At 68.7% G+C, this 26,386-nt stretch carries 26 protein-coding genes; 9 read left to right on the forward strand and 17 right to left on the reverse strand.

Features of this window, described 5'->3' with window-relative positions:
• Positions 1-4 precede the first annotated feature (4 nt).
• On the forward strand, positions 5-868 hold the full coding sequence (locus OG947_RS11985; RefSeq protein ID WP_056441078.1) for a carbon-nitrogen hydrolase family protein: 864 nt from the start codon (positions 5-7) through the stop codon (positions 866-868).
• Positions 850-1,953, forward strand: a complete 1,104-nt coding sequence (locus OG947_RS11990; RefSeq protein WP_328811927.1) for an MSMEG_0565 family glycosyltransferase — start codon at positions 850-852, stop codon at positions 1,951-1,953. The genes OG947_RS11985 and OG947_RS11990 overlap by 19 nt, the downstream gene beginning before the upstream one ends.
• Here the strand turns inward: OG947_RS11990 and OG947_RS11995 are convergent, their stop codons facing one another.
• The gene (locus OG947_RS11995; protein ID WP_222637918.1) at positions 1,954-2,103 is read right to left on the reverse strand and encodes a hypothetical protein; all 150 of its coding nucleotides are present in this window, start codon (positions 2,101-2,103) and stop codon (positions 1,954-1,956) included.
• 199 nt (positions 2,104-2,302) lie between these two features.
• On the opposite strand from OG947_RS11995, the gene OG947_RS12000 reads away from it, so the two are divergent.
• Positions 2,303-3,718, forward strand: coding sequence for a sugar porter family MFS transporter (locus tag OG947_RS12000; protein WP_328811928.1), 1,416 nt, complete (start codon positions 2,303-2,305; stop codon positions 3,716-3,718).
• Positions 3,719-3,755: 37 nt separating this feature from the next.
• Positions 3,756-4,112 (forward strand): universal stress protein, encoded by a 357-nt coding sequence (locus tag OG947_RS12005; RefSeq protein WP_027506099.1) that lies wholly within the window; start codon positions 3,756-3,758, stop codon positions 4,110-4,112.
• A 25-nt stretch (positions 4,113-4,137) separates the two neighbouring features.
• Here OG947_RS12005 and OG947_RS12010 read toward each other — a convergent pair whose 3' ends face one another.
• Both OG947_RS12010 and OG947_RS12015 read right to left on the reverse strand, forming a co-directional pair.
• Positions 4,138-4,743, reverse strand: coding sequence for a lipocalin family protein (locus tag OG947_RS12010; protein WP_027506100.1), 606 nt, complete (start codon positions 4,741-4,743; stop codon positions 4,138-4,140).
• Entirely contained in the window at positions 4,740-6,872 is a 2,133-nt protein-coding gene (locus tag OG947_RS12015; RefSeq protein WP_231476366.1) for an MMPL family transporter, read from the reverse strand. The genes OG947_RS12010 and OG947_RS12015 overlap by 4 nt, the downstream gene beginning before the upstream one ends.
• Before the next feature lie 183 nt (positions 6,873-7,055).
• Between OG947_RS12015 and OG947_RS12020 the strand changes: the two genes are divergently transcribed.
• A complete protein-coding gene (locus OG947_RS12020; RefSeq protein WP_051613432.1) occupies positions 7,056-7,487 on the forward strand; it encodes a MarR family winged helix-turn-helix transcriptional regulator in 432 nt (143 codons plus the stop codon).
• On the opposite strand, the gene OG947_RS12025 is transcribed toward OG947_RS12020, so the two are convergent.
• From OG947_RS12025 to OG947_RS12070, 10 genes are all read right to left on the reverse strand, one after another.
• Positions 7,488-7,922 carry a VOC family protein gene (locus OG947_RS12025; protein ID WP_222646389.1) on the reverse strand — a complete coding sequence of 145 codons (435 nt, stop codon included), beginning with the start codon at positions 7,920-7,922 and terminating at the stop codon, positions 7,488-7,490.
• 9 nt (positions 7,923-7,931) lie between these two features.
• On the reverse strand, positions 7,932-9,377 hold the full coding sequence (gene thrC / locus OG947_RS12030) for a threonine synthase (protein ID WP_328811929.1): 1,446 nt from the start codon (positions 9,375-9,377) through the stop codon (positions 7,932-7,934).
• 110 nt (positions 9,378-9,487) lie between these two features.
• Complete coding sequence (locus OG947_RS12035) at positions 9,488-10,333, reverse strand: type IV toxin-antitoxin system AbiEi family antitoxin domain-containing protein (protein WP_328811930.1); 846 nt, start codon at positions 10,331-10,333, stop codon at positions 9,488-9,490.
• Positions 10,334-10,421: 88 nt separating this feature from the next.
• Positions 10,422-11,225: a DNA-formamidopyrimidine glycosylase family protein gene (locus OG947_RS12040; protein WP_328811931.1), complete on the reverse strand. Its 804-nt coding sequence runs from the start codon at positions 11,223-11,225 to the stop codon at positions 10,422-10,424.
• A 1-nt stretch (position 11,226) separates the two neighbouring features.
• Positions 11,227-12,318: a spore photoproduct lyase family protein gene (locus OG947_RS12045; protein ID WP_222632262.1), complete on the reverse strand. Its 1,092-nt coding sequence runs from the start codon at positions 12,316-12,318 to the stop codon at positions 11,227-11,229.
• 9 nt (positions 12,319-12,327) lie between these two features.
• Positions 12,328-13,377: an adenylate/guanylate cyclase domain-containing protein gene (locus tag OG947_RS12050; RefSeq protein ID WP_051613418.1), complete on the reverse strand. Its 1,050-nt coding sequence runs from the start codon at positions 13,375-13,377 to the stop codon at positions 12,328-12,330.
• Positions 13,370-14,818 carry an HAD-IB family hydrolase gene (locus OG947_RS12055; RefSeq protein ID WP_222649919.1) on the reverse strand — a complete coding sequence of 483 codons (1,449 nt, stop codon included), beginning with the start codon at positions 14,816-14,818 and terminating at the stop codon, positions 13,370-13,372. The genes OG947_RS12050 and OG947_RS12055 overlap by 8 nt, the downstream gene beginning before the upstream one ends.
• Entirely contained in the window at positions 14,815-17,088 is a 2,274-nt protein-coding gene (locus OG947_RS12060; protein WP_027506109.1) for a glycerol-3-phosphate 1-O-acyltransferase, read from the reverse strand. Before OG947_RS12060 ends, OG947_RS12055 begins: the two co-directional genes overlap by 4 nt.
• A 138-nt stretch (positions 17,089-17,226) precedes the next feature.
• Positions 17,227-17,721: a pyridoxamine 5'-phosphate oxidase family protein gene (locus tag OG947_RS12065; RefSeq protein ID WP_027506110.1), complete on the reverse strand. Its 495-nt coding sequence runs from the start codon at positions 17,719-17,721 to the stop codon at positions 17,227-17,229.
• 45 nt (positions 17,722-17,766) lie between these two features.
• Positions 17,767-18,366 (reverse strand): CatB-related O-acetyltransferase, encoded by a 600-nt coding sequence (locus tag OG947_RS12070; RefSeq protein WP_328811932.1) that lies wholly within the window; start codon positions 18,364-18,366, stop codon positions 17,767-17,769.
• Between the two features lie 146 nt (positions 18,367-18,512).
• Here OG947_RS12070 and OG947_RS12075 point away from each other — a divergent pair, with 146 nt between their 5' ends.
• Positions 18,513-19,274 (forward strand): DUF6319 family protein, encoded by a 762-nt coding sequence (locus OG947_RS12075; protein ID WP_222637925.1) that lies wholly within the window; start codon positions 18,513-18,515, stop codon positions 19,272-19,274.
• Between the two features lie 59 nt (positions 19,275-19,333).
• Positions 19,334-20,005: a S1 family peptidase gene (locus OG947_RS12080; protein ID WP_027506112.1), complete on the forward strand. Its 672-nt coding sequence runs from the start codon at positions 19,334-19,336 to the stop codon at positions 20,003-20,005.
• Positions 20,006-20,091: 86 nt separating this feature from the next.
• Here OG947_RS12080 and OG947_RS12085 read toward each other — a convergent pair whose 3' ends face one another.
• Both OG947_RS12085 and ilvD read right to left on the reverse strand, forming a co-directional pair.
• A complete protein-coding gene (locus OG947_RS12085) occupies positions 20,092-20,559 on the reverse strand; it encodes a DUF6764 family protein (protein ID WP_037185983.1) in 468 nt (155 codons plus the stop codon).
• A gap of 138 nt (positions 20,560-20,697) precedes the next feature.
• The gene (gene ilvD, locus OG947_RS12090) at positions 20,698-22,431 is read right to left on the reverse strand and encodes a dihydroxy-acid dehydratase (RefSeq protein WP_222637927.1); all 1,734 of its coding nucleotides are present in this window, start codon (positions 22,429-22,431) and stop codon (positions 20,698-20,700) included.
• A gap of 231 nt (positions 22,432-22,662) precedes the next feature.
• Here ilvD and OG947_RS12095 point away from each other — a divergent pair, with 231 nt between their 5' ends.
• Complete coding sequence (locus OG947_RS12095; protein ID WP_285186675.1) at positions 22,663-23,241, forward strand: sigma-70 family RNA polymerase sigma factor; 579 nt, start codon at positions 22,663-22,665, stop codon at positions 23,239-23,241.
• Positions 23,242-23,244: 3 nt separating this feature from the next.
• On the opposite strand, the gene OG947_RS12100 is transcribed toward OG947_RS12095, so the two are convergent.
• Together OG947_RS12100 and lppU are read right to left on the reverse strand one after the other, a co-directional pair.
• Positions 23,245-24,672, reverse strand: coding sequence for an MFS transporter (locus tag OG947_RS12100; protein ID WP_442973060.1), 1,428 nt, complete (start codon positions 24,670-24,672; stop codon positions 23,245-23,247).
• The gene (gene lppU / locus OG947_RS12105; RefSeq protein ID WP_222629718.1) at positions 24,669-25,280 is read right to left on the reverse strand and encodes an LppU family putative lipoprotein; all 612 of its coding nucleotides are present in this window, start codon (positions 25,278-25,280) and stop codon (positions 24,669-24,671) included. Before lppU ends, OG947_RS12100 begins: the two co-directional genes overlap by 4 nt.
• A gap of 53 nt (positions 25,281-25,333) precedes the next feature.
• On the opposite strand from lppU, the gene OG947_RS12110 reads away from it, so the two are divergent.
• Positions 25,334-26,386 (forward strand): ATP-dependent DNA ligase, encoded by a 1,053-nt coding sequence (locus tag OG947_RS12110; protein ID WP_222632253.1) that lies wholly within the window; start codon positions 25,334-25,336, stop codon positions 26,384-26,386.

Consider the following 26,386-nt stretch of genomic DNA (forward strand, 5'->3'; position numbering starts at 1 on the left):
CGAGATGGCGCCGATCCGGGCGGCGGCGCTCGCGGGACACTTCGGCCGTGACGTCGAGCGGTCCGTCGAGAAGATCGTGGGCATCATCGAGCAGGGCCATCAGCGGGGCATCGACCTGTTGGTCCTGCCCGACGCCTGCCTCGGCGGTTACCTCGGTGATCTCGCGCGGCCCGATCTCGAGGAGCTGCCGCCGGCGCTCGACGAGGACGGACCCGAGCTCGCGGTGATCGCTGCTGCGGCCGGTGCGATGACCGTGTGCGTGGGGTACACCGAGAGGGCGGCCCTGGTCCGTTACAACGCCGCCGTGTGCCTCACGGGCGACGGTGTGTTGGGTCGTCATCGAAAGGTGCACCAACCGGCGGGGGAGTCGTTGGCCTATGCGGCGGGAGATCGGTTCTCGGCGTTCGACACGCCGGTGGGCAGGATGGGCATGCTGATCGACTACGACAAGACATTCCCCGAGGCGGCGCGCACCTTGGCTCTGGACGGTGCGCGCATCATCGCGGCGCTGTCGGCGTGGCCGGCCAGTGTGACGGACAGGGCGTCGAAGTTGGCCAACGACAGACAGTCTCGCCTGTTCGACCTCTACGACGCCGCCCGGGCAGCCGAGAATCAGGTGGTGCTGCTGTCGTCCAATCACACGGGGGTGACGGGATCTCTGCGCTTCCTCGGGCAGGCGAAGATCGTCGGTCCCGGCGGCGAGGTCCTGTGCCGGACGCGAGACAAGGGTGGCCTGGCGTGCTGCGACATCGATGTGGACGCGGAGGTGGACCGGGCCCGTCGGGTGCTGCGTCACCTCGACGAACGACGACCGGACACCTACCACTCACAGGCATCGAAGGAGACCACGTGCGTGTCGCCCTCCTGACCTACTCGACGAAACCGCGAGGGGGAGTGGTCCACACCGTCGAACTGGCGGAAGCACTGGCGCGCGCGGGAGCGGACGTGACGGTGTGGTCCCTGGCGCGCGGCGGCGACGAGGGCTTCTACCGTGCGATCGATCCCGCGGTGACGGTTCGTCTCGTTCCGTTCCCGGCGCGCGAGGACGAGTCGGTGGGCGATCGCATCCTGCGGTCGATAGTACTGATGCGCAGTGCATTCGACCCGGGTGACGCCGACGTCGTGCATGCCCAGGACTGCATCACCGCGAACGCCGTCGGACGCTGTGTCCGCACGATCCACCACCTCGAGGAGTTCACGACACCGGAACTCGCCGCCTGCCACGAGCGCGCGGTCGTCGAGCCCCTCGCCCGCATCTGTGTCTCGCGCGCCGTGGCCGACGAGGTGCGTGCGGGATGGGGGCTGTCGCCGACGGTCATCCCCAACGGGGTCGACCATGCTCGGTTCGCGGCGGCACGCGGCGACGAGTGGCGCACCCGTCTCGGCCGATACGTCCTCGCGGTCGGTGGCATCGAGCCGCGCAAGGGGAGCATCGACCTGCTCGAGGCCCACGCCGCGCTTCGAGAGCGGTGTCCGGACGTGGGTCTGGTGTTCGCCGGCGGTGAGACGTTGTTCGACTACCGGGGGTACCGGGCGGAGTTCGACACCCGACTCGCGGAACTGGCGGGCAGGCCGGAGGCCGGTCGGTCGACAGGCGACGAGGGGCCCGTACCGCGGGTGCTCGGCACCGTCGACCACGACGTGCTCCCGTCTCTCGTCGCGGGCGCGTCGGCATTCGCGTTCCTCTCCACCAAGGAAGGCTTCGGGCTGGCCGCGATGGAGGCTCTCGCCGCCTCGGTTCCCGTCGTGGTGCGGGATCTCCCCGTGTTCCGCGAGGTGTTCGGGGACGCGGTGCGCTACGGCGGCGACGCGGAGGGGACGGCTGCCGCACTCGAGGACGCTCTGACGTCGGACGACCGTGCCGCTGCCGGGCGCGCACTGGCTGCCCGCACGAGTTGGGACGACGCCGCGGCCGCTCATCTCGCGTTCTACGCAGGGCTCGCGCATCGCTGATCAGCGCAGGGGCGATGTGCCCGCGTCGTCGGGTCCGTCGTCGGGGAGGTGTCCCGGCGACGTGGTGTCGACCGTCGCGTCGAAGAACAACTGGACGAACGACAACGGAGACGCGCGTTGCTCGCTGTCCCGCTCGGGCTCGTCGGACATGGTGGCACTCCCTTCTCGACGTGGATCGCCGGACCGATCATCTCAGATTCTGAATAGTTGAACAACTGAGAGATACATCGGTGTCGAGGGGAAAATGATGTGATCCACTTCTCAGGGCGCGGAAACTATGTTAAGACATACAGACATGGTTCGAGCGTCGCTGGGCGGCTCGGACCCGCCACGCCGACGATGGGATGTCATGTCTTCGCAAGTCAGCAGCACGGGAAGTGCACTACCGCCGGACGCACCCGGTCCCCACTCGCGTCGCCTCGGCGTCATCGCCGTGGTGGCGACCTTCGGTGGCCTGCTGTTCGGATACGACACGGGCGTCATCAACGGCGCGCTGGAGCCGTTGAAGGAGGACCTGTCGCTCACGGCCTTCACCGAGGGCTTCGTCGTCAGCATCCTCATCTTCGGGGCGGCCATCGGCGCACTGGTCGGGGGCCGACTGTCGGACAAGTACGGCCGTCGGCACAACATCCTGATGCTGGCCGGCATCTTCGTCCTCGGCACTCTGGGCTGCGTTTTCGCCCCGTCGTGGGAGGTGCTGGCGGTGTTCCGCTTCATCCTCGGCCTCGCGGTCGGCGGAGCGTCCGCGACCGTGCCGGTGTACCTCTCGGAGGTCTCACCGTTCGAGCGCCGCGGTTCCCTGGTGACGCGCAACGAGGTCATGATCGTCAGCGGCCAGTTCGCGGCCTTCGTGATCAACGCCCTCATCTTCAACATCTGGGGCGAGCACGACTCCGTCTGGCGCTACATGCTGCTGGTCGCCGTGTTGCCCGCGTTCGCACTGTTCTTCGGCATGCTGCGGATGCCCGAGAGTCCGCGCTGGCTCGTCTCGCAGGGCCGGGACGACGACGCCCTGGCGGTGCTGAAGCAGGTGCGGTCCCCCGAGCGTGCGGAGGCCGAGATGGCCGAGGTGCACGCGCTGGCCGAGGAGGAGAAGCTCTCGCAGACCGGCGGCGCGGCCGACCTGTCGGTGCGGTGGATCCGACGGTTGATCTACATCGGTGTGGGACTCGGTGTTTTCCAACAGTTCACGGGCATCAACTCGGTGATGTACTACGGCACCCAGCTCCTCGGCGACGCCGGATTCTCGAGCAGCTCCGCCATCATCGCGAACACGCTCAACGGCCTCTTCAGCGTCCTCGGCATCACGGTCGGCCTGCTCATCATGAATCGGATCGATCGCCGAACGATGCTGATCGCGGGCTTCTCACTGACGACGCTCTTCCATCTCCTGGTCGGACTGTCCGCACTGCTGCTGCCGGACGGCACCGCCAAGGCATACTTCATCCTCGTCTTCGTCGTGCTCTTCGTCTTCTGCATGCAGGGCACGATCGGGCCGCTGGTCTGGTTGATGCTCGCAGAGATCTTCCCGCTCAAGATCCGCAGCTTCGCCATCGGTGTCTGCGTGTTCATGCTGTGGATCGCCAATGCTGCCGTTGCACTGGCCTTCCCGCCGGTGGTCGACGCGCTCGGCATCGCGCCGACGTTCTTCATCTTCGTCGGACTGGGCATACTGGCCCTGGTCTTCATCATCACGCAGGTGCCGGAGACCCGCGGTCAGAGCCTGGAGGAACTCGAGGCCCGGTTCCGCCGCGAGTACTCCTGACACGATCACCCCACTTCGAGAAGGACGGCGAGACATCATGGCAGTACTGGTGGCAGTGACCGACAGCGACGAGGGCCGACACGCACTGTCGGAGGCGGTGTCGGAGGCGCGCATGCTCGAGACCGACGTGATCGCGGTGAACCTGACCCTCGGCGCGCTCGACACGAGCGACGTGGGCGGTGACGTGGCGGTGCGAGTGATCGACCGGGCGGGGCGCGAGGACCGCGACCCGGTGATCGCGGTGATCGACGAGATCGAGGCGCACCCGGAGGTGACGCGACTCGTGATCGGGATCAAGAAGCGCAGTCGGGTGGGAAAGGCGTTGCTGGGCAGCGTCAGTCAGCGTCTGCTGATGACGTCACCGGTGCCGGTGCTCACCGTTCGACCCAGCTGAGCCGAACGGTGAGCGGTGGCGGAGGTCAGACGGTGCAGAGCGGGCGGATCTCGTTGCTGCCCTGAGTGGTCGGCGACGTCAACAGCAGGCAGGCGTTGTAGCCGCGGCTCTCGACGACGCTCCGGATCTGCTTCCACTGATCGGCACTCACCTGCGGCGACCTCGACAGGACGAAGCCGGACGTGCGGAACGGGTCGCCCACCAGCGCCCACGAGTAGTCGTCGGCGATGTAGGTGACGATGTAGTTGGTGGGACCCTCGGGATTGTCCTGGGTGGGCACACCGGGGAAGCTCACGTGCAGCTGCGCCTGCGTGACCGGATCGTTCACCCGGGCGTTGCCGATGATCTCGTTGGCTCCGCCGTCCCAGCGGGTGCAGTTGTTCTGCACGCGCACGTTGCTGGGGTCGAGCACCTGGTAGTTGGCCCGGGTGTCCTTGGCGCAGTTCAGGTTGAACGGCTGCGGGACGGCCGCGATCTGCCACCAGTCACCCGCGTAGCGCTGGACGTCCAGCTGAGCGATGGGCTGCAGCGGCTCGAACAGGGGCTGCGCGGACGCGGCGCTGCCGCCGGCGAGCAGAGCTCCGGTGACCAACGCTCCGGCGACTGCCGTGCGGATGATGCTGCGGATCATGAGGTGACTCCTTCTTTCGTGGCGTTCGGACTGTCTTCGGAGTGCGGGTCGAGTTCGGTCGGCCACCAGATGCGGGGACCGATCAGGGTGAACAGGGCCGGAATCACGATCGTGCGGACCACGAAGGTGTCGAGCAGGATGCCGAGGCCCACGACGATCCCGAGCTGCGTGAGCAGAATGAGTGGCAGGACGCCCAGCACGGTGAACACCGCGGCGAGCACGATGCCCGCACTGGTGATGACCGCGCCCGTCGACGCGACGGCGCGCACGATGCCCGTCCGCGTCCCGTACGACGGTGTCTCCTCACGTGCCCGGGTGACGAGGAAGATCGTGTAGTCCACACCCAGGGCCACGAGGAACAGGAACCCGAACAGCGGCACGTTGTCGCCGAGGGCGGGGAAGCCGAAGATGTTCTCGCTGGCCCAGCTGCCGATGCCCAGAGCCGCCAGCGTGCTGAGCACCGTCGTGGCCACGAGCACCAGGGGTGCGAGGGCCGACCGGAGCAGAACGAACAGCACCAGCAGAACCACCAGCAGGATCACCGGGATGATCACCAGGCGGTCGCGAGCTGCGGCATCGGACGTGTCCAGCGCCTGCGCATCGCTGCCGCCCACCAGAGCGTCGGCACCCGTGATCGGAGCGACAGATGCACGCAGGTTCTCGACCGCGGCGAACGCGCCGTCGGAGGACGGTTCCGCGTCGAGCACGACGGACCACTCGGTGAGACCGGTGTTTGAGGTGCCGGGCCGGGAGTCCGCAGTTCGGGACACCGACACCACGCCGTCGGTGTCCTGCAGCGCTGCCTCGACCTCCGAGGCCGCCGCGGTCCGGGCGACGACGACGGTCGGATCTGACTGCCCCGCCGGGAAGTGCTCGGCGAGCGTGTCGATGCCGGTGACGGATTCGGCGGTGACGCGGAACTGCTCGGTCTGCGACAGGCCCACGTTCGTTCCGACGAGGCCGAGAATGCAGACGGCCAGCGCGACCAGCGACACCGCCGCGGCGCGGCCGGGTCGACGACCGACGGCGTTGGCGACGCGGAAGAACACGCCCTTGTCCGTCGGCTCGGGATCGCCCACGCGAGGAACGAACGGCCAGAACAGCTTCCGGCCGAACAGCGAGAGCAGTGGCGGAAGAACGAAGAGCACGAAGACGGCGGCGACCACGAGACCGGCCGCGGCCAGACCGCCCAGGCTGCGCGTACTCGGCAGAGTGCCCAGCAGCAGCGTCAGGAGCGCGAGCACCACCGTCGCGTTGCTCGCCACGATGGCCGGGCCGGCGCGTCGCACGGCATGGTGGAGGGCGACCCGGTGGTCGCTCTCGCGGCGCAGTTCCTCGCGGTACCGGGAGATGAGCAGCAGCGCGTAGTTGGTCCCGGCGCCGAACACCAGGACGCTGGTGATGCCCGAGGTGCTGCCGTCGAACGAGAGCCCGGTGAGCCCGGACACTGCGGTGCCGACCGTCGAGGCGACCCGGTCACCGAAGCCCACGACGGCGAGCGGCACGAGCCAGAGAACCGGTGACCGGTACGTGGCGATCAGCAGCAGGGCCACCACCAGCGCGGTGACGCCGAGCAGCGTGACATTGGCCCCGGAGAAGGAGTCGGCGATGTCGGCGGCGAACGCGGGACCGCCCGTGACCTGCGCCGTCAACCCGTCGGGGAGGCCGTCGGTGGCAGAGGTGCGCAGCTCGGTGACCAGATCGGCCAGTCCCGTTCCGGACTCCGACGTCGACACCTGGACGGGGGCGATGGCCGCCTCGCCGTCGGGTGCGGGAACGACCGGGGCGTCGGGCGCACCCGCGTCCACCCCGCGCTCGACACCGTTCATCCGCATCCTCGCGGCAGCGACGTCGGCGAGGTCCTGTTCGGACAGGGCGCCGCCGTCGGCGCGCGTCACCACGAGGATCACTGGCGAGAGGTCGGAGTCGGGGAATTCCTCGAGCAGGGCGTCGACCCGTGCCGATTCCGCGTCCGAGGGGAGCGATGTCGGCGAACTCTCGGCGGCGGAGTTGCTCCCGACGCCGCCGATGAGCGCGCCGGCGGCAAGGACGACGAGCAGGGCGACGATCCAGGACCGAGGCCCCGAGACGAGGCCGGCCACGCGGTTCCACACAGAGTTGTCGCTCACCGGAAAAGTGTCTCAGTTAGTTGATCGTTAAGCAACTGAGACATTGCTCGGAGGTCCGGCGAGTACGCTGACACCCGAGTTTTCGAAGGAGAATCTGTGTCAGCACACGAACGGTCGGAGCGGTCCGACGCGACCGACGCCGACGGTGCCCGGCGCGATCTCGAATCCACGATCGCCGCCGACATGCGCGCCATGACAGCCGAGTCGGATCAGCTCGGCCGTGTGTTCGGCTCTCGACACCACCTCAGCGCGAACGACTTCCGAGCCCTACTGCACATCATGGTCGCCGATGTCGGTGGACGTCCGGTGTCGCCGGGCGAGCTCGGCTCTCTCCTCGGACTCTCCTCCGCCGCCATGACGTATCTGGTGGAGCGGATGATCGCGTCGGGTCACATCCGCCGCGAACCCGACACGCGGGACCGACGGCGGGTCATCCTCCGCTACGACGAGCCGGGAATGGACGTCGCACGGCAGTTCTTCGGCCCGCTCGGACAGCACGTCCACGAGTCGCTGTCCGCGCTGCCGGACACGGATCTCGCTGCGGCGCACCGTGTGTTCGGAGCTCTTACCGACGCCATGCAGACCTACCACCAGGAGATCAAGAGCACCGGGTGATCAGGCCCCGAGCTTCTGAGCGAACATGACGATGATGCCGCTGGGTCCGCGCACGTAGGTCAGTGCATAGACACCCTCGTAGTTCGCGACACCGCGCAACGGGTGGCAGCCGTGCCGAGCGGCCACTGCCAGAGCCTGCTCGAGGTCGTCGACCTCGAAGGCGATGCGGTGCATGCCGATCTGATGCGGGAGCGTCGGTTCCGTTTCGATCATGGTGGGATGGCGGTTCTGGAACAGCTCGATGCGGCCCGCCCCGTCCGGCGTCTGCAGCATCGCGATGTCGGCGTGATTGCCGTCCAGACCCACCGCCGTGTCGGCCCACTCGCCCTGGACCGTGTCACGGCCGAGGAGTGTCAGACCCAGATCGGTGAAGAACGCGATGGCCTCGTCGAGGTCGCGTACCGCGATCCCGACGTTCTCGAGTCGTATCGACATCGCTCGACTCTAACGACCGGTGTGCTCCACGATGACGTCCTTCACGCGATCGACGTCCGCGGGGACGACATCGAAGCGCTGCGGCAGGTCCTCGATGCCCTCGAACGCCGGCGGACGCTCGGGTTCGGTTCCCAGTGCCTCCCGCACGATGTCCGCGAACTTCGCGGGCAACGCGGTCTCGAGCACGATCATGGGCACGCCCTCGCGCAGGTTCCGGCGGGCGACACTCACGCCGTCGGCGGTGTGCGGGTCGATGGTCACGCCGTAGCGCTCGGCCACGTCGCGGATGGTCTCGACGCGGTTCGCGTGCGTGCTGCGGCCGGACACGAAGCCGAACTCCTGGATGCGATCGAACTCGGGAGTACCGGAGAAGTCGAAGCCGCCGTCGGTGTCGAGCGCGCGGAACAGCTCACCGAGCCGGACCGCGTCCTGATCGACGAGGTCGTAGAGGAAGCGCTCGAAGTTGGACGCCTTGGAGATGTCCATGCTGGGGCTCGAGGTGTGGTGGGTCTCGGCGGCCGCGCGGGGACGGTAGACACCCGTGCGGAAGAACTCGTCGAGGACGTCGTTCTCGTTGGTCGCGACGACGAGCTGGTCGATCGGCAGGCCCATGCACCGGGCGATGTGCCCGGCGCACACGTTGCCGAAGTTGCCGGACGGCACCGAGAACGACACGCGCCGGCCCGGCCCGTCCGTCGCGAGGAGCCACCCGTGCACGTAGTAGACGACCTGCGCGACGACTCGACCCCAGTTGATCGAGTTGACGGTGCCGATGGCGTGGTGCGCCTTGAACTCGGCGTCCTTGGAGACGGCCTTGACGATGTCCTGGCAGTCGTCGAAATTCCCCTCGACCGCGAGGTTCACGATGTTCTCGTCCTGCAGGCTGAACATCTGTGCCCGCTGGAAACTGCTCATCCGGCCGTGCGGGCTCAGCATGACGACGCGGATGTTCTTCTTGCCGCGCATCGCGTGCTCGGCGGCGCTGCCGGTGTCACCCGATGTGGCGCCCAGGATGTTGAGCTCCTCGCCGCTGCCCGCGAGGGAGTACTCGAACAGGTTGCCCAACAACTGCATCGCCATGTCCTTGAATGCCAGCGTCGGGCCGTTGGACAGGCTCAGGAGATGGAGCGAGGTGCCCTGCTCCTCGCCGAGTGGACGCAGCGGGGTGATGAGTGACGTGTCGTCGCCGGGCCGGCCGTTCGAGTAGACCTCGGCGGTGTACGTCCGGCGCGTGATGTCGCGGAGGTCCTCCGCGGGAATGTCGTCGGCGAACTTCGAGAGCACCTCGAAGGCGAGGTCGGCGTAGGACAGTGAGCGGAACGACTCGAGCTCGTCGGCGGTCAGCTGCGGGTACTCGGCAGGCAGGTAGAGACCACCGTCGGGGGCCAGGCCGCCGAGGAGGATGTCCGAGAAGTGCTGGGGCAGGTTGTGACCCCGCGTCGACTGATACTGCATCTTCGTCTCTCTCGTCCGGTGGCGCGCCCGGCTGACAACTGTGCCACATCCGCCGGTCCGGACCGGATCTGGTGCAGTGAACCGTGGAGAGCACGGGTAGCTGCACCGGATCATCCGGTGACGAAGCGTCGCACCTCGGCCGCCACCTCGTCGGGCCGTTCGACGAGGTCCCGCCACGTGTACCGCAACACCGTCCACTCCCTGCTGAGGACGTTCTGCCGGATCCGGTCGCGGTGGAACGCGGCGCTGTCCGAGTGGAAGGCCCACCCGTCGATCTCCACGCAGACCCTGGCGTGCGGGAACGCGAAGTCGAGGATGTAGCCCGAGTACGGCAGGTTCACCCGCAGTCCGGTGATGTGTGCGGATCTCATGATCCTGCGGAACAGCCGTTCGGCCTCGGACCGGGCACCGCCCTCGGCGGCGCGCAGGAGCTGCTCCGCTCGCACGTACCCGCGACGTCCGGGGTTGCGAGCGTGCGCTCGTCGGAGATGGTCGAGGGTCATCGTCTTCTGCAGGGCGCGATCCATGACCTCGGGGCCCAGCACCGTGGACGCCTCCAGAACGGTCAGCGGCGTCCTCGTCACGAGGACACGGCGCACGATCACGACGTCGATGCTCGGCAGGTCGCGCCGGCGCACCCGGACGCCGGTGATTCCGCGACCGGAGCCTGTCCGGGGCACGGTCACCTCGATCGTCTCCGGGGCCCGCGGAAGCATGCGATACCAGTACGCGGCTGCAGGACCGGACAGCGCGCCCGTACTCGTGGACCACACCGCGCACCGGATCCGCGCGTCGTCGGTGAACGGTCGGTCGACGGCGAAGAACACTCCGCGACTCGTGCGCCGCCAGCGGCCGGTGTGGACGCGCCACTCGATGGCCTCGGGGGTGAGTCCGGCGGTGCGGGCCTGCGCGGTGGTCACCACCCCGTCCTGCTCGGCCAGCAGTCTCTCGATCATCTCGCACTGGACGCGCGCGCCTCCGCGGCAGTTCCGTGGATCGGATCCGGTGCAGTGAACCGGGTACAGCACGGTCGGCTGCACCGGATCACGGCCGCTCCGGCCCCGGCTGGCAGTGCGGGCACCACCAGGTCCGCCGTCGTTCCGGATCTCCCGGCACCTCGGCGACCACGCGGACGGTGGTGCCGCATCGCAGGCACGGCTTGCCCGCGCGACCCGCCACCCAGTGCTGCCGACCTGGCCGGGTGTCTCCGGTGGTCACCTGCATGGCCCGCGGGGTGGACACCGAGTGGCGCATCGCCTTGCGAGTGAGGGCGACCAGTCGAGTGGCATCCACGTCGCACGCCGGCACCCACGGCCCGAGACCACGAAGGAAACACAGTTCGTTGGCCCACAGGTTGCCCGGACCGGCCATGACGCGCTGATCGAGCAGTACCGCGACGATCGGGCGCGGGTCCCGCGCGATGTTCGCCGCCGCCTGCGCGGCGTCGAAGTCGTCGTGCAGCGGATCGGGGCCGAGATACGACAGCGCCGCGTCGGCGTCGCGAGTGGTGAAGAACTCGACCACCGGGAGCAGCAGCCCGTACGCGGTGGGCCCGTCGCGCACGGCCAGCCGCACGCGCACGTCGGGATCGAGGCGACGGGGCAGTCGTCGGCCGGGGGCGGTGACGGTCCACGATCCGGTCATCTTCAGATGCGTGTGGAGCGTCAGGTCGCCGTCGAGATCGGTGAGCAGGTGTTTGCCGTGCGTCCGGTGCCGTTGGATCGTGCGTCCCGCGAGGTTCTCCGTCGCATGTGCGGGGACGTTCAGGCGGCCCTCGGCCAGTTCCCGGCCGTCCAGCGCCGCCCGCAGACGTGCTGCGAGCGCGTGGACCGTGTCCCCCTCCGGCACGTCAGGTCCAGTACAGGAGCTGCGCCGCGGGCAGGACGTCCCGTAGTTCCTCGGTGAACCAGCTCTTCATCTCCGCCATGGTGTCCTTCGGGTAGACGTACTTGACGCCCCCGAACTTCGAGCGCTTGGCCGAGCGCGAGTCCTCGTCCATCTCGAGCTTCGTGGCCGGGTACCAGCTCAGCAGCACGTCCTTGCTCGACGGAGTGAACCGGTGCGTGATGATCTCGGCGGTGAGGTCGACGTCCGGGACGTCGGCCAGCGCCGCCGCGATGTCGGCGAGGAGCTCGCCGTACTGCTCGCGCCAGCCGGGCACGGGCATGATCGGAGCGATGGTCACGCCCACCGGGTACCCCGCCTGCGCCAGCGCACGCAGCGCCGCGATGCGGGCGGGCATCCGAGCCGTGCCGCCCTCGAAACGGTTCCCGATGTCGCGGGCGTTGACCGACAGTCGCACCCGGGTACGCCCGCCGTGGTCGAGGCCGACCAACTCGGTGACATCGTCGAACTTGGTCGTGAAGCGGAGGGAGGCGCCGGGTCCGAACTCGCCGGCGCCGACCCGCGAGATGGCGGCGGCCAGTGATCCGGTGACGTGCTCGATGCCGAGAGGGTCGGTGTAGCAGGACATCTCGAAGGTGGTGCCCTCGTGTCCACGCTCGGCGGTGCCGCTGGTGATGGTGCCGCGGCCGACATGCGTCGCGATCGGGGCCAGGACGTCGTCGAGATTGGCGTACACCCGAGTGACAGGTGGGCCCGACAGCGAGCCGGCGAGGTAGCAGTACTGGCAGTGCGCCGGGCAGCCCTTCGCCAGGTCGATGCGCCAGTCGGCGCTGGGTGGGATGGGTTGCGGCTTCAGTGCACTGGGCGGAGCGACCACGACCGCGAGCGTCGACTTCGCCCGCGCGTAGGTCTCCCGCTCGGACTCGCCGCGCAGCCCCGTGAGGCGATCCGCCGGGAGGACGTCGATCTCCGACACACCCGCCGCCTCGCACCGCCGCACGATCTCGGCGGTGTGTGGCAGTTCGGCGGCCGACTTGGTGATCATCACCCGCCGGGGTGTCCACAGGCGGGTCGGAGTGAGCAGCGCATCCGTCACCACCTGACGTCAACGCTCGGTGTCGCGCGATCCTTCCCGCTGGTGATCGCGATTGCGACGCAGCGCGTAGGTGCGTAGCTTGCTGAAACCGCGCACCCGCAGGGGGCGTAGCGACTTGAGGTAGAACTCGTCCTCGCCCGACAGCGCGTCGGCCGTCTCGCTGTCCACCAGCACCGTGCCGGGGTGCGCGTTGCTGGTCAGGCGGGCGGCCATGTTGACCACGGACCCGTACAGGTCGCCGAAGCGGGCGAGCACCGGACCCACGGCGATGCCGACGCGCAGCGCGGGAACGTCGTCCCGGTCGGCGAAGGCGTCGTGCAGCTCCAGGGCGATCCGTGCCGCGTCCCGGGGGTCGGTGGTCTGGAACATCACCTCGTCGCCGACGTTCTTCACCACCGATCCGTGGCCGCGGGCGATGATCGTCGTGGCCACCGACTCGAACTCCTCGAGCAGCGAGGTCAGCTCGGAGACATCGAGTCGACGGGTGAGCGAGGTGTAGCCGACCATGTCCGCGAAGCCGACCGCGAGCACCGTGTCGGTCTCCCCGCTCGACTCGACGGACAGTGCGCGCCCGGCCACCGCGGCGAGATGGCGCCGCCACACGTAGTTCTGCAGTTTCTCCATGGTGGGCACCGTGTCCGCGGCGGTGACCCGGGACTCCGATCGAATGGCGTCCGGATCGGCGGCGTCGGCAGCGATGCGCGAGCGGATGTAGGAGTTGACGACGCCCACCTGCCACTCGGCCAGTCGTGACATCGACTGCCCCAGCGTCCGCGCGACCGCCACCTCCATCGACTTCTCGACGACGTTCTCGTCGACGAGTGTCGTGAGCAGGCGCAGCGCCTCGATGTCGGCATCGGTGAACATGACGGCGTCCGGATCCGGGCTCACCGGGAAGCCCATGGCGATCCACAGTTGCTGCGCGCGTTCGAGATCCACGTTCGCCAGCTCGGCGACCTGATCGCGGGTGTACGTGGGTTCCTCTCCCAGCAGAGTCTGTTCGACCTCGTTCTGCCGGAAGGTGGGCCGGCCGGCGTCCGGTGGGCCCTGGTCAGGCATGGTCGAGAGTCCGCTCGTAGACCGCCCGGACCTCCGCGATGTGCTCGTCCAGTGTCTCCGCCGTCCAGTCCGTCGTCGGGATCGGTTCTCCCACAGTGACGGTGACGGTGCCGGAGTGCGCAGTGAACGAGGACTTCCACATCACGTCGCCCGCTCCCTGGAGGATCAGGGGAACCACCGGGACCCCGGCCGCCATGGCCAGATGGAACCCGCCCTTCTTGAAGCGCCCCAACCGCTCCGTCGGCATGCGGGTGCCCTCCGGGGCCACGGCCACCGACACGCCGCTGTGGAGCTTGTCGATGGCCGGCTTCATCGCTTCGCGCGCCGCGGCGTTGTTCGATCGGTCGACGTAGGCCACGTCGAAGAGAGCCCCGAGGGGGGCGAACCGGGGGTCGCGGCTCAGTTCCTTCTTCGCGACGGCCGTGATGTCCCGACGCAGGACACGGGCGACGACGATCATGTCCATCGTGGACTGATGGTTGAACAGGAACACCGCCGGTCGGTGGCTCCAGGCGTTCTCCTCGTTCACCACGTTCACCGTGATGCCGGTGAGGGCCAGAGCGACCTCCGGTGCGACGGCGTTGGTGACGTTGGCGCCCACTCGGCGGCTGCCGCTGAGCACGCCCAGGGTCGCACCCAGTCCGGCACTCGCCAGGACCGAGCCGAGGGCGGCGACGCTGCGCACGGTGGACGTCAGATCGGCTCCGCGCGTGGGCCTGCGCAGCTGGACACGGGACCAGCCGCGGTCACGCGCCGTGCGGTCGAGTTCGGGGTCCGGGTTGAGCGCGACGGGACGACCGACGGCCTCGAGCATCGGGACGTCCTCGATGCCGTTGGAGTAGCCGAAACACACGGAGGTGTCGACGCCCTCGGCCGTCGCCCAGTCCTCGATCCCCTCGGCCTTGCGCGGACCCCACAGCGACCGGCCGTCGAGGAGGCCGGTGAGGACGCCGTCCGGCCCGATCTCGGGGTGGGTGCAGATCAGGTCGTCGAAGCGGAGGTCGTCGACCACGGGCTGAGCCTGGTACGGGGTCGCGGACGTCGACATCACGACGCGGTGACCGGCCCGGCGATGCGCGGCGACGAGGGTGCGGACCTGAGGAAAGATCTGCGAAGCGATCTCGGAGCGGAAGAGCCGCTGCGCCTGCTCCATCAACTCGTCGTGCGTCTTGCCGGCCAACGCGTGCACGGCCTTGTCCATCAGGTTGTCGACGGTGGTCCCGCGCACCCGCATCTCCACGACGGCGCTGCTGATCTCCCACAGCTCGAACAGGTCGACGTCGAAGCGGCGAAGACGTTCCTTGAACACGGCGGTCGCGGAGTAACCGTCGATCACGGTGCCGTCGAAATCGAAGAACGCCACCACGTCCGGACCCTTCGGAGCCTGTGCGACCTCGTCGAGCAGATCCTGGAACGTGTGTGCTGGGTGAGTGCTGGTCACCGGTGCCCTCCGGAAGCGTTGTCTGGTCGATCGGGTGCGTCCGCACCGTCGACGGAGTCGAGGGCCACGTGCACCATCGTGCGGATACGTCTGCTCACACGTCCCCACGCCGCGATGTCCGCAGCGAATTCCTGACGGCGGGAAGCGATGTCGTCGTCCTCGGTGGACAGGAGACCACGATTGTCGGCCAACTGCAGGGCGGTGTCGAAGAGCTCGTTCGAGATGGCCTCGCTGTGCTCGAGCTGCTGTCGGAGTCGCCGCGACTGCGCGACGCCCAGGCAGTCGTCGAGGAACGACACCTTGTCGAACTTCGCACCCGGTGTGAGGGTGAGCAGCTGGTCGGCCACCACCTGGTACGCCTCGAAGATCGGCTGCAGTACCCGGTGCGCCAGATGAAAAGGCTGCGACTGCAACGACTTCAGCGCGTATCCGGGTCGATCGAGACCGGTGCGCCAGTGCGGATCGATGAGATCGACCTCGGCTTCGAGGCGCTCCCCGAACTCACGCTTCTCGCCGAAGAAGAACTCGAACTTCAGCATGTCCCGCAGTTCCAGCGCGGACTTCCACAGATCGTCGGCGGCCACCTCGCCCGTGGGGCAGTCCTCGGTGCGTAACACCACCAACTCGCCGATCGCCCGCATCACGAAGAAGTGAATGGCGTTGTTGCGGAAGAACGACGCGACGAGATGCTTGTCCTGCGCGAGCAGGAACAACGGCTCCGGGCCGTCGTCGAAGCGCCGCACCACACCGGCCGCGACCTGCGCGCGAACAGCGGCCGTCATGACGTCGATGTCGGTCAGATCCACCCCACCCGCCGTCGGGAGACCACGCTGCTGGATGTACGACGCCAACGGCTCGATGATCGACCACATCTCACGCTTGTTCAGCGCGCGGTCCTCGATACCGAGCATCGCCATCGCCACCAGCGCCGCCGGCGTCACCGGAGTGGACTCGTTGATGGCGTGCGACACCGCCAGCGCCGCACGCTGCACCGCGACCCGCTTGTCGTCGTACTCGTCGAGGAACTGCCGTGCCGACATCGGAGTCCCGAACCGCAGGTAGACGGTTCCGCGTAACTGGCCCTGGGCGCGGACGTACCCGATGGCCATCCGGATTCCCTCGGCCTGCTTCGTCGCACCGTGCGACTCCTTCGCCATCTCGCCGACCTCGTGCAACCGGTCGTAGGTGATGGACGTCGGGACGAGGTACGCGTCGGCCGCCGTACTGTTCTCGAGCGCGTCGAAGAGGTAGGTGAGCAGGCCGAAGCGCGGAGGCCGGAGCTTGCCGGTGCGAGACCTGCCGCCCTCGATGTACCACTCGAGGTTGAACTTCTTGCTCAACAGGAAGCTCATGTACTGGCGCAGGGTCCACTTGTAGACCGCGTCGGAGAACTTGCGCTGGATCAACACCACACCGCTGCGCTTCGCGAGCGGGCCGATGGGCCAGAACCCGACGTTGATGCCGCCCATGACGTGATTGAGCGGGAAGCCCTGCTCGAGCAGGGCGGGGCGCAGAACAAGCGGGTCGAGGTAGGAGCGGTGGTTCGGCAGGAAGACCAGGGGGAACGACTTGTCGAGATCGCGCAACTCGGCGAGCTTCTCGGTGTCCACCTCCACGCGGTAGGCCCGCGAGAAGAAGGCACCGAGCTGGCCCCAGAGTTCGACGGCACCCTTGTTCTCGGTGGCCACCATCTCGTCGAGGATCTCGTGAACCCGAGCATTGACCGCCGACACCGGGGTGTCCACCGAGGCCGCCAACTCCGCCAGATCGGCGCGGAACTGCGAGCGCTCCGTCATCTCCTCGACGACGAACCGCGGCACCTTGTACTCGCTGCCGATGACCTCACGCTCGGCCTTGTCCAGCGTGAGGCTGGCCTGCCGCGCGATGTAGGACGACAGGGAGCGGCCGGCCGTCGCCTCGAACCGCTCACGCAGCGCCGACAACGAGGCGGGCTCACCCTCGATGATGCGCGGCTCACCGCGGCGTGCCCGGCCCACCCGGAGACCGAATCCCTTACGCGGAGCCTTGGTCCAGCTCACCCGCAACGGAGTGATGAGTGGATCGGCGCCACCGGCCCGCTCGGTGAGTTCGTCGAGGGCCTTGCCCGTCATGACGACCGACTCCGGTCGGCCGTCACCGTGGTGACGATCGATCCAGTCGTCGGCCGCGTGGACGTCGACGTCGGAGACCGCGTCGATGAGGAAGACCTGATCGTCGGAGGACGAGGATCTCCCCGTCAGCGGATGCTCGGTCGAATCCAGTTGAGACATGTCCGCTCGCCTTCCCCCTCCGATGCGCCACCGGTGGTGGGCCGTGCACGTGATGGTCCGCAACGCTACGCCCGGGACAGGTACCCCGGTGCCACTTTCACGAGCCGCCCCGGCCGCGGAACCGAAGAGGTGCATCCGTCACGACATGTCGACCTTCTCGTTGTCACCCACGTCCGGCTTGTCGCCCGTGATGCGCGACTTGGCGTACGCGATGAGCGTCGAGACCTTGGACCCCGGCGCCGACCAGAACTCGGCTCCCTCCGACTCCACCCGGATGAGGACGACCTCGTCGGACTCGGGACCGTTCTCGAACCACGCGGCGACGCCCTGGCTCCAGAGATCCTTCTTCTTCGCGTCGTCCAGCACCACGCTCGCGCGCCCCGACAGCGAGACCCACGACGTGCCCGACTGGAACGACACGTTGACCGATGGATCGGAACGGATGTCGGCGACCTTCCTCGAGTCGTTCGCGGCGAAGAACCACAGATCGCCGTCGAACTCCGTCTCCTGCAGGGCCATCGGCCTCGCCTTCAGGTGGCCGTCGGTGCCGTGGGTGGTGAACATGCAGAGCTTCGCGTCGGACAGCAGTTCTGCGACGCGGGCGGTGCCTTCGGTTCTCTCGTCAGTAGTCATGGGGCACGGCTACCCGCGGTGGTGGTGGCGCAACCGGAAGGCGGGTCAGGAGACGCCGTACTTGGCGACGAACCCGTCGAGATCCGCGCTCTGCAGGTCTGCGGCACGGGCGAGGACGTCGCTGTGCGGCCAGTCCCACCACGCGATCCCCTGCAGTGCGCGGGCCGTCTCCTCGCTCGCGCGTCGTCGGATCGGCTTCGCGGGGACACCGCCCACCACGGTGTAGGGCGGCACGTCCTTCACGACGACCGCCCGTGCGGCGATGACCGCCCCGTCCCCGATCGTCACTCCCGACATGATCATGGCGCCGAGGCCCACCCACACGTCGTGGCCGATGCTGACGTCCCCCTTGGTGCGCGGCTCCACGCGCCGGGTGCGGTCCGCCGGTGGGAAGACCTCGGTGAACGGGTAGGTGCTCACCGCATCGGCATCGTGCTCTCCGCCGAGCAGTATCACGGACCCGTGTGCGAAGGAGCAGTATTTGCCGATGGTCAACCGGCCGCCGTCCGCCCAGCCGACCATGGGCTTGCCGTAGGTCCAGTCGCCGATCTGGTGCCTGCGGTAGCGCCGCAGCCGGTTGGTGAGCGGGATGCGCCGATTGCGTCGTACTCGATCTCGCGCCGGTGACGGAAAGGGCAGTCTCATCCGATCGAGGCTAGGTGGCAGGACTCGGTGCGTCGAACGGTGTCGGTGGGTCGTGCAAAACTTCTGTCGCGTCCGTTCTGCCCCACGCCCGGACTCGCCGATCCCCAGCCACGACCCGCTCCACTCACGACGAGAGGCACCCGATCATGAGCGCTCCCGCCCGGCGCCGCGCCCCCCGACCCGGCGAGGCGCTGTCCGCCGAGGACCTCGCGACTCTCGAGGCGGGGCTCGCGGCCGGTCGCCGCGTCACCGTCTACCTGCGGGAGGCGACGCCGTCCCTCGGCCTCGAGGCGGGCGCCTCGGCGCGGGTGATCTCGGTCGACGGCACCACGGTGACGGTGAGCCCCAAGGGCATCGACGACCAGCTGCCGTACGAGGCGGACGAGTTGCGTCTGAGCAAGGACGCGCCGGCGCCGGCGCGCAAAGCCACGAAGGTCGCTCCGCGCACGACGGCGGCGCGCCCGACAACCCGCCCCGCCGTGGTCCCACCCCCCGTCGTCCCACATGCAGCGACGCCCCGGTCGGAGACTCCCGTGCCTGTAAAAGCAGCACCCGAGAAGTCGGTGGCCACGCCGGCTCTCGCGCCGGAGACGTCGGTGAAGCCCGCGGCTCGGCCGGCTCGGCGCACGAAGGCGCAGCCCGCGCCGGTGTCGGTGACCGTGACGTCGGGGCCCGACGATCAGTGGACCGTCACCGTGTCGCACGGTGCGAAGAAGCTGGCCAAGCCGTCCGACGTGACGGCGGATCGGGTCCTCCGCGCGATCCGCGAACTGGGCGACGACGTGGCTTCGGCTGCCGTCGAGGACAAGATCGAGGCGGCTCGGGCTGCCGCGCTCGAGCGGGTCGAGGCCCTGAGTCGAGAGCTCGACGAGGCACGCCGCGCGCTCGATCGACTGAAGAACGAGTAGAAGCGTCGCGTTCCGGGTCCCGCGTATTGCTACGGTGTGCGTGACCTCGGAGGGGATACATGCTCAAGAAACTCGTGCTCGTTGCCACCACAGCGCTGGCGCTCGCCGGCGGGATCGGCGCCGGAACCGCGTCGGCTGCACCCGTCGCCGTGCTCGGTGGCGGATCCGGAGTGCTCGTCGCAGACAGCACCGGCAAGGGCAAGTTCGACTGCACACTGACCACCATCGGCAACGACGCCGCCGGTCGACTCGTCGGCATCACCGCAGGTCACTGCGGCGTTCCCGGTGATCTGATCGGCGCCGAGTACCTGCCCGACGCGGGCGCCGTCGGCCGCATCGTGAGCTCGGTCCCCGGCCTCGACTACGCCGTCATCGAGTTCGATCGGGGCCGCGTCGCACCGACCAACCGCGTCGGCAACGTGACCATCACGGGCGTGGGGGCGCCCGCGACCTTCCCCGGCATCATGTGCAAGGAGGGCCGCACCACCGGTAACACGTGCGGCATCACCTACGGGGAGCTCTTCCAGAACGACCGCACCTACACGCAGATCTGCGTCCAGCAGGGTGACTCGGGCGGCCCGGTCGTCGCCGGCACCACGTTGGTGGGCATGGTCAACGCGTACCTGGGCATCCCGTGCATCGGTCCCGAGGTGGGCACCAACATCCAGACGGTGCTCGACGACATCAACCGCGGCGGCGGCGTCGGTACCGGGTTCACCGTCACGGGCTGATCGCCGGACCCCAGCCACACGACGAAGGCCGTGACTCCCGAGAGGGGGTCACGGCCTTCGTCGTGTCGGCTGGGTGGAGCTGTGGATCAGTTGACGCGCAGGCACGCCTTCAGCGTGGTGAGGTCGCCGGCGAATCCGGGGCCGTCGCAGGTGACGCCGCCGAGGGAGTCGACCGTGACGGTCGAACCCGGTGCCGCGATGGCGATGGACAGACCCGGGTTCAGGCCGAGTGCCTCGGCGACGGAACCCGGTCCGAACGCGATGGCGGCCGGTGCCGCGTAACCGACGGCCGAGCTGCTGGCGATGCCGCCGTTGAGGCCGAGCGCCAGGGCGAGGGCGTTGCGGCTGGCGTCGGCGGACGCGTCACCGTAGGCGGCAGCGGCGCTGGAGGCGTCACTGGTCGCCGAGCACAGGCCACCGGCGGGCACGGCGTCCGCACCGAACGGTGCCTGGCATGCCGTGACCGGTGCGGCCGAGGCGGTGGCGGGCAGGAATGCGGCGACACCGAGTGCGACGGTGAACGCTCCGGCGATGGTTCTCTTGACGACTGACATGACGTGGGTTGCCCTCTCCCGAAAACGATCGACGGCAACGATCGTTGCCGCGTCTTGTCCTCGAAGAATGCCCCCGCCGGGTACCAGCCAACTCTGCCGACGGTCACGGTCAGGTCACGGTCTTGTCACCGCGCGGTCTCAGCTGCAGACGGCGCCCTGCGACGCGGACCCCACGAGCTTGGAGTACTTGGCCAGCACGCCACGGGTGTAGCGAGGCGGAAGCGGTGCCCACTTCGCCTTGCGTGACTCGAGCTCGGCGTCCTCGACCAGCAGGTCGAGCGTTCCGTTGGCGACGTCCAGGCGGATGCGGTCGCCGTCGCGGACGAACGCGATCGGTCCGCCGTCGACGGCCTCGGGAGCGATGTGCCCGACACACAGGCCCGTCGTGCCACCCGAGAACCGACCGTCGGTCATCAGCAGGACGTCCTTGCCGAGGCCCGCGCCCTTGATGGCTCCGGTGATCGCCAGCATCTCGCGCATGCCCGGGCCGCCCTTGGGGCCCTCGTACCGGATGACGACGACGTCGCCGGACGTGATGGTGCCGTCCTCGAGAGCGTCCATCGCGGCGCGCTCACGCTCGAAGACGCGGGCGGTGCCCTCGAAGACGTCGGAGTCGAAGCCTGCCGACTTCACGACTGCGCCGCCGGGAGCCAGCGAGCCCTTCAGGATCGTGATGCCGCCGGTCGGGTGGATCGGCTCACTCATCGCGCGCAGCACCAGACCGTCGGGATCCGGCGGGGCGATGTCGGCGAGGTTCTCCGCCACCGTCTTGCCGGTGACCGTGAGGCAGTCGCCGTGCAGCAGGCCGGCGTCGAGCAAGGCCTTCATGACGACGGGAACGCCGCCGATGCGATCGACGTCGGTCATGACGTGGCGGCCGAACGGCTTCACGTCGGCGAGGTGCGGCACCTTGGCGCCGACGCGGACGAAATCGTCGAGGGTGAGTTCGACACCTGCCTCGTACGCGATCGCGAGGAGATGCAGCACGGCGTTCGTGGAACCGCCGAAGGCCATGACGACGGCGATGGCGTTCTCGAAAGCCTCCTTCGTCATGATGTCGCGCGTGGTGATGCCGCGACGCAGCAGTTCGACGACGGCCTCGCCGCTGGCACGAGCGAATCCGTCGCGACGCTTGTCGGGAGCGGGCGGAGCGGCGCTGCCGGGGAGCGACATGCCCATGGCCTCGGCCGCGCTGGCCATCGTGTTGGCGGTGTACATACCGCCACAGGCGCCCTCGCCGGGGCAGATCGCGCGTTCGATGGTGTCGACGTCCTCACGCGACATCAGGCCGCGCGAGCAGGCGCCGACGGCCTCGAACGCGTCGATGATGGTGACCTGGTGCTCGCTGCCGTCCGAGAGCGTCGCGAAACCGGGAAGAGTGGAGCCCGCGTAGAGGAAGACACTCGCGAGGTCGAGGCGCGCGGCCGCCATGAGCATTCCGGGCAGCGACTTGTCGCAGCCGGCCAGCAGCACCGAGCCGTCGAGGCGCTCGGCGCTGATCACGGTCTCGACCGAGTCGGCGATGACCTCACGGGAGACCAGCGAGAAGTGCATGCCCTCGTGGCCCATGGAGATGCCGTCGGACACGGAGATGGTGCCGAACTCGAGGGGATAGCCGCCGCCCGTGTGCACACCCTCCTTGACCGCCTTCGCCAGGCGATCGAGCGAGAGGTTGCACGGGGTGATCTCGTTCCACGACGACGCGACGCCGATCTGGGACTTGCCCCAGTCCGCGTCGCCCATGCCGACCGCGCGCAGCATGCCGCGCGCTGCGGTCTTCTCGAGACCGTCGGTGACGTCGCGGCTGCGGGGCTTGACGTCGGCCGTGTCGGCGCTGGTGGAGGTGGTGGCGTCTGCGGGGGTGCTGCTCATGGCAAAAACCCTAGACCGCACCGGAATCACCGATCATCGGGCACCGGACTCGACCTCAGCCACCGTGACCGTTCCGTTATCAACCAGTGACCCGATCGCGACACTCGCGATGCGCTACCGCGTGGTAGCGCTGGCATCGTCATGCCTATCGAGAGCACGTCCCGCGTTCGACGGATCGAGGTGAAGACCGTGAATACACTTGTTGCACAGCCGCTTACGGATGATTCGGCGGTGTCTCCCGCGCCTCGGCCCGCGGCTCGCTCGACGGCGGAACTGTCGGCTCTGCTCCAGGCTGTCGGCCGTGGTGACCGTGAGGCGTTCGCCCGGTTCTACGACGCGACGTCCTCCCGCGTCTACGGAGCCGTGCTCCGAGTGCTCCGCGATCGTGGATTCTCCGAGGAGTGCGTCCAGGACGTCTATCTCGAGGTGTGGCAGAAGGCCCCCACGTTCTCGCCCGAACAGGGGTCGCCGGCGGCGTGGTTGGTGACCATGGCGCACCGGCGAGCCATCGACCGCGTGCGGTCCGAGCAGTCGCGGACCGATCGCGAGTCGAAGTATGCGATGCTCGACGCCGCCGTGGGGATCCACGACACGTCGGACCGCTTCCTCGACCGCCGTCCGGTGCTCGACGCGATGCAGGAACTGAGTGGCCGGCAGCGGGAATGCCTGTTCATGGCGTTCTTCGAAGGTCTCACGTATGCGGAGGCCGCCGATCGTATGGGCGTGCCGGTGTCGACGATGAAGTCGCGGATCCGCAGCGCACTCGCAAAGATGCGCGTCGATCCCCGCGTGGCCTGCCTGGCGGAGTGACCGTCAGCGGCCGTCCGTCACGGGCGGCCCGGACACGTCGCAGTGCATCGGTGTGCGATCCGTCGGGCGAGGTGTGCGGATCGAGACGGCGGCGAGTGCCCCGGCGAGAGCCAGCATGGCCGCACAGATGAGCATCGCGGCGCGGAATCCCGACGAGAACTGCGCGGGATCCAGCTGCCCGGAGATGCCGACGATGCCGGGAATCGCGGCGACCGAGAGCAGTTGAGCCGTGCGCGCGACCGCGTTGTTCACCGCGGACGCGGTACCCGCGTGCGATGCCGGTGCCGCACCGATGACGGCCGCGGTGAGTGGCGCCACGAGCAGGGAGAGCCCCACGCCGAACACGACGACGGCCGGCAGCACGGCACCGAGGTAGGTCGATCCCGGCTCGATGCGGACCATGAGTACCAGCCCGACCGCGGCCACCAGTGGTCCCACCGTCATGGGCAGACGAGGTCCGATGCGGCCGGCCAGCGCGCCGGCGCGCGCCGACAGCAGGAGGAGCGCCGCGGTGATCGGCAGTGTCGCCGTGCCGGCGGCGAGGGCCGAGTAGCCGAGCGCGACCTGCAGTTGCAGCAGCAGCAGGAAGAACACGCCGCCGAGCGCGGCGTAGGCCGCGAAGGTCACGATGTTCGCCGCGACGAAGACCCTGGACGAGAAGAGCGACGGCGGCACCAGAGGGTGGGCCGTCCGGCGCTCGACGACCACGAACACGGCCGTGCCGACCAGGCCGATCGCGATGATCGGCCACCGTCCGTCGATCGCCCCGTAGGTCAGTGCCGCGAGAGCGAGGGCGACGACGGCAGCTCCGGGGACGTCGAGTCGGCCGGAGGTCTCGGGGTCTCGCGTCTCGGGCACGTGGCGCAACGCGACGACGACGACCGCGACGGCGAGCGGCACGTTGAGCAGGAAGATGGACCGCCACCCGGCGATCTCCACGAGCCAGCCGCCCAGCAGCGGGCCCACCGCGGACCCGATGCCACCGAAGCCCGACCACAGGCCGATGGCCGCACCCCGATCCTTCGGGTCGATCGAGGCCGACAGGATCGCCAGCGAACCCGGCGTCACCAACGCAGCGCCGATGCCCTGCACGACACGAGCGAGCACGAGGAACTCGACGTTCGGCGCCAGACCGCACGCGACCGACGCGACCGCGAACCAGATCGTGCCCAGGACGAAGATGCGCCGCCGTCCGACACGGTCGCCGAGCGAGCCGCCCAGCAGCACGAACGCGGCAAGCGTCAGGGTGTAGCCGGTGACCGTCCACTGCAGCCCGCTGACGTCGGCGCCCAGTTCGGTCCCGATGTCGGGGAGGGCGATGGTGACCACGGTTCCGTCGAGCAGCGACAGGGTCGATCCCAGCACCGTGGCCAGCACGATCCACCGGCCGCGCGCCGACGACAGGGGGACGGTCGGCGGGGGCGAGGTCACTGGTCGTCGAGACAGACGACGAAGGCGCGCTCGTCGTAGACGTAACTGCGTGACGACGGGCATTCCGACGCGTCGGTCGTGCCCTGCAGGACGTCGACGACCCGGACACCGCCGATCATCGGGGCGTCGCAGTCCGAGCGCTCCGGGTCGGGCGTGCCCAGATCCATGCATCCCCCGACCACGAAGTCGATGTCGAGGCACAGCGCGCCCTGCTCGATGCCGGCGAGCGTCTCGTAGTACGTCTGGTCGACGTCACCGGGACAGAAGTCGGTGGAGACCTCGGCAGACACCACGCGGTAGTTCGATTCGGGAGACCCGCACGCGGCCTCCTCGATGGTGGCCTCGTCGACCGTGCCGCCGAGACGCACGCAGTCACCCGCCTGCGCGTCGATGGAGACGTCGCCGCCGGTGCCGGACGGAGTGGTGGGGACCGGCGGGAGGATCGAATCGTTCGGCAACTCGGGCACCTCGGACGCGGGTACGGAGCCCTGCTGAGCGACGGGGGTACCGGTGATCGTCGACGAGCATCCTGCCAGCAGAGCGACCGCCGTCAGCACGAGGAGAACGGCCGGAGCGCGCCGCGTTCCCGGTCGCCGAGAAATCGTCATGGACGACACTGTATGCCCGTTGCACCGTTTGTCCGACGTGTAAGTATTGAGCGGTGGACCTCCCCGTTTCACCCCCGTTGCAGCCCATGCTCGCCAAGGCCTCCAAGACGGTCCCCGACCAGCCCGACTCGGGGGATCCGGCGTGGTCCTACGAGCCGAAGTGGGACGGCTTCCGCACGATCGTCTTCCGTGACGGGGACGAGGTCGTGCTCGGGTCACGCGGTGGTAAGGACCTGGCCCGGTACTTCCCGGAGATGGTCGACGCCGTGCGCGAGGAACTGCCCGAACGATGTGTCGTCGACGGCGAGCTGGTGGTCGCTCTCGAGACCGACGGATCGTGGCGGCTCGACTGGGACTCGCTGTCCGAGCGGATCCACCCCGCCGACAGTCGCGTGCGGATGCTGGCCGAGAAGACCCCCGCGCAGTTCATCGGTTTCGATCTCCTGGCTCTCGGTGACGAGGACCTGACCGGTCTTCCCTTCGCCGAGAGGCGCGCCCGCCTGGAGACGATCCTCGACACGGGTCGGACCGAGCCGCGGTGCCACGTGACGCGCGTGACCGCGGACGCCGCTCTGGCCACCGACTGGTTCGACCGGTTCGAGGGAGCCGGACTGGACGGGGTCGTGGCCAAGCGGCTCGACGGCGTGTACGTGCCGAACAAGCGCGAGATGATCAAGGTCAAGCACGCCCGCACGGCCGACTGCGTTCTCATCGGGTACCGCATTCACAAGAGCGGCAACGGTATCGGGTCGATGCTGCTGGGTCTCTACAACGGTGACCAGCTCCAGATGATCGGCGGCGCGTCCGCCTTCACGGACGCGAAGCGGTTGTCCTACCTCGAGGAACTGGAACCGTTGCGGCTCGGTGACGACATCGTCTCCGACGGCGAGCAGACCCGCTGGCGCTCCGGCATGGACCGTACGTGGATCCCGGTGCGGCCCGAGCGGGTTCTCGAGGTGGCCTACGACCAGATGGAGAAGTCCAGGCTGCGCCACGCCGCGCGCTTCGTCCGCTGGCGCCCGGACCGGGATCCGCTGAGCTGCACGTACGACCAGCTCGACGTGCCCGCGGACTACGACGTCTCCGACATCCTCGAGAGGTCCTGA

It is taken from the genome of Rhodococcus sp. NBC_00297 (assembly GCF_036173065.1).
Taxonomy (GTDB): domain Bacteria; phylum Actinomycetota; class Actinomycetes; order Mycobacteriales; family Mycobacteriaceae; genus Rhodococcoides.

Bases quoted from the DNA above. Each gene is read 5' to 3' on its own strand.
- OG947_RS11985 (WP_056441078.1), top strand. From the start codon at position 5: ATGGCGCCGATCCGGGCGGCGGCGCTCGCGGGACACTTCGGCCGTGAC.
- OG947_RS11995 (WP_222637918.1), bottom strand. From the start codon at position 2,103: ATGTCCGACGAGCCCGAGCGGGACAGCGAGCAACGCGCGTCTCCGTTG.
- OG947_RS12000 (WP_328811928.1), top strand. From the start codon at position 2,303: ATGTCTTCGCAAGTCAGCAGCACGGGAAGTGCACTACCGCCGGACGCA.
- OG947_RS12005 (WP_027506099.1), top strand. From the start codon at position 3,756: ATGGCAGTACTGGTGGCAGTGACCGACAGCGACGAGGGCCGACACGCA.
- OG947_RS12010 (WP_027506100.1), bottom strand. From the start codon at position 4,743: ATGATCCGCAGCATCATCCGCACGGCAGTCGCCGGAGCGTTGGTCACC.
- OG947_RS12020 (WP_051613432.1), top strand. From the start codon at position 7,056: ATGCGCGCCATGACAGCCGAGTCGGATCAGCTCGGCCGTGTGTTCGGC.
- OG947_RS12025 (WP_222646389.1), bottom strand. From the start codon at position 7,922: ATGTCGATACGACTCGAGAACGTCGGGATCGCGGTACGCGACCTCGAC.
- thrC (WP_328811929.1), bottom strand. From the start codon at position 9,377: ATGCAGTATCAGTCGACGCGGGGTCACAACCTGCCCCAGCACTTCTCG.
- OG947_RS12035 (WP_328811930.1), bottom strand. From the start codon at position 10,333: ATGATCGAGAGACTGCTGGCCGAGCAGGACGGGGTGGTGACCACCGCG.
- OG947_RS12050 (WP_051613418.1), bottom strand. From the start codon at position 13,377: ATGCCTGACCAGGGCCCACCGGACGCCGGCCGGCCCACCTTCCGGCAG.
- OG947_RS12060 (WP_027506109.1), bottom strand. From the start codon at position 17,088: ATGTCTCAACTGGATTCGACCGAGCATCCGCTGACGGGGAGATCCTCG.
- OG947_RS12065 (WP_027506110.1), bottom strand. From the start codon at position 17,721: ATGACTACTGACGAGAGAACCGAAGGCACCGCCCGCGTCGCAGAACTG.
- OG947_RS12070 (WP_328811932.1), bottom strand. From the start codon at position 18,366: ATGAGACTGCCCTTTCCGTCACCGGCGCGAGATCGAGTACGACGCAAT.
- OG947_RS12075 (WP_222637925.1), top strand. From the start codon at position 18,513: ATGAGCGCTCCCGCCCGGCGCCGCGCCCCCCGACCCGGCGAGGCGCTG.
- OG947_RS12080 (WP_027506112.1), top strand. From the start codon at position 19,334: ATGCTCAAGAAACTCGTGCTCGTTGCCACCACAGCGCTGGCGCTCGCC.
- OG947_RS12085 (WP_037185983.1), bottom strand. From the start codon at position 20,559: ATGTCAGTCGTCAAGAGAACCATCGCCGGAGCGTTCACCGTCGCACTC.
- ilvD (WP_222637927.1), bottom strand. From the start codon at position 22,431: ATGAGCAGCACCCCCGCAGACGCCACCACCTCCACCAGCGCCGACACG.
- lppU (WP_222629718.1), bottom strand. From the start codon at position 25,280: ATGACGATTTCTCGGCGACCGGGAACGCGGCGCGCTCCGGCCGTTCTC.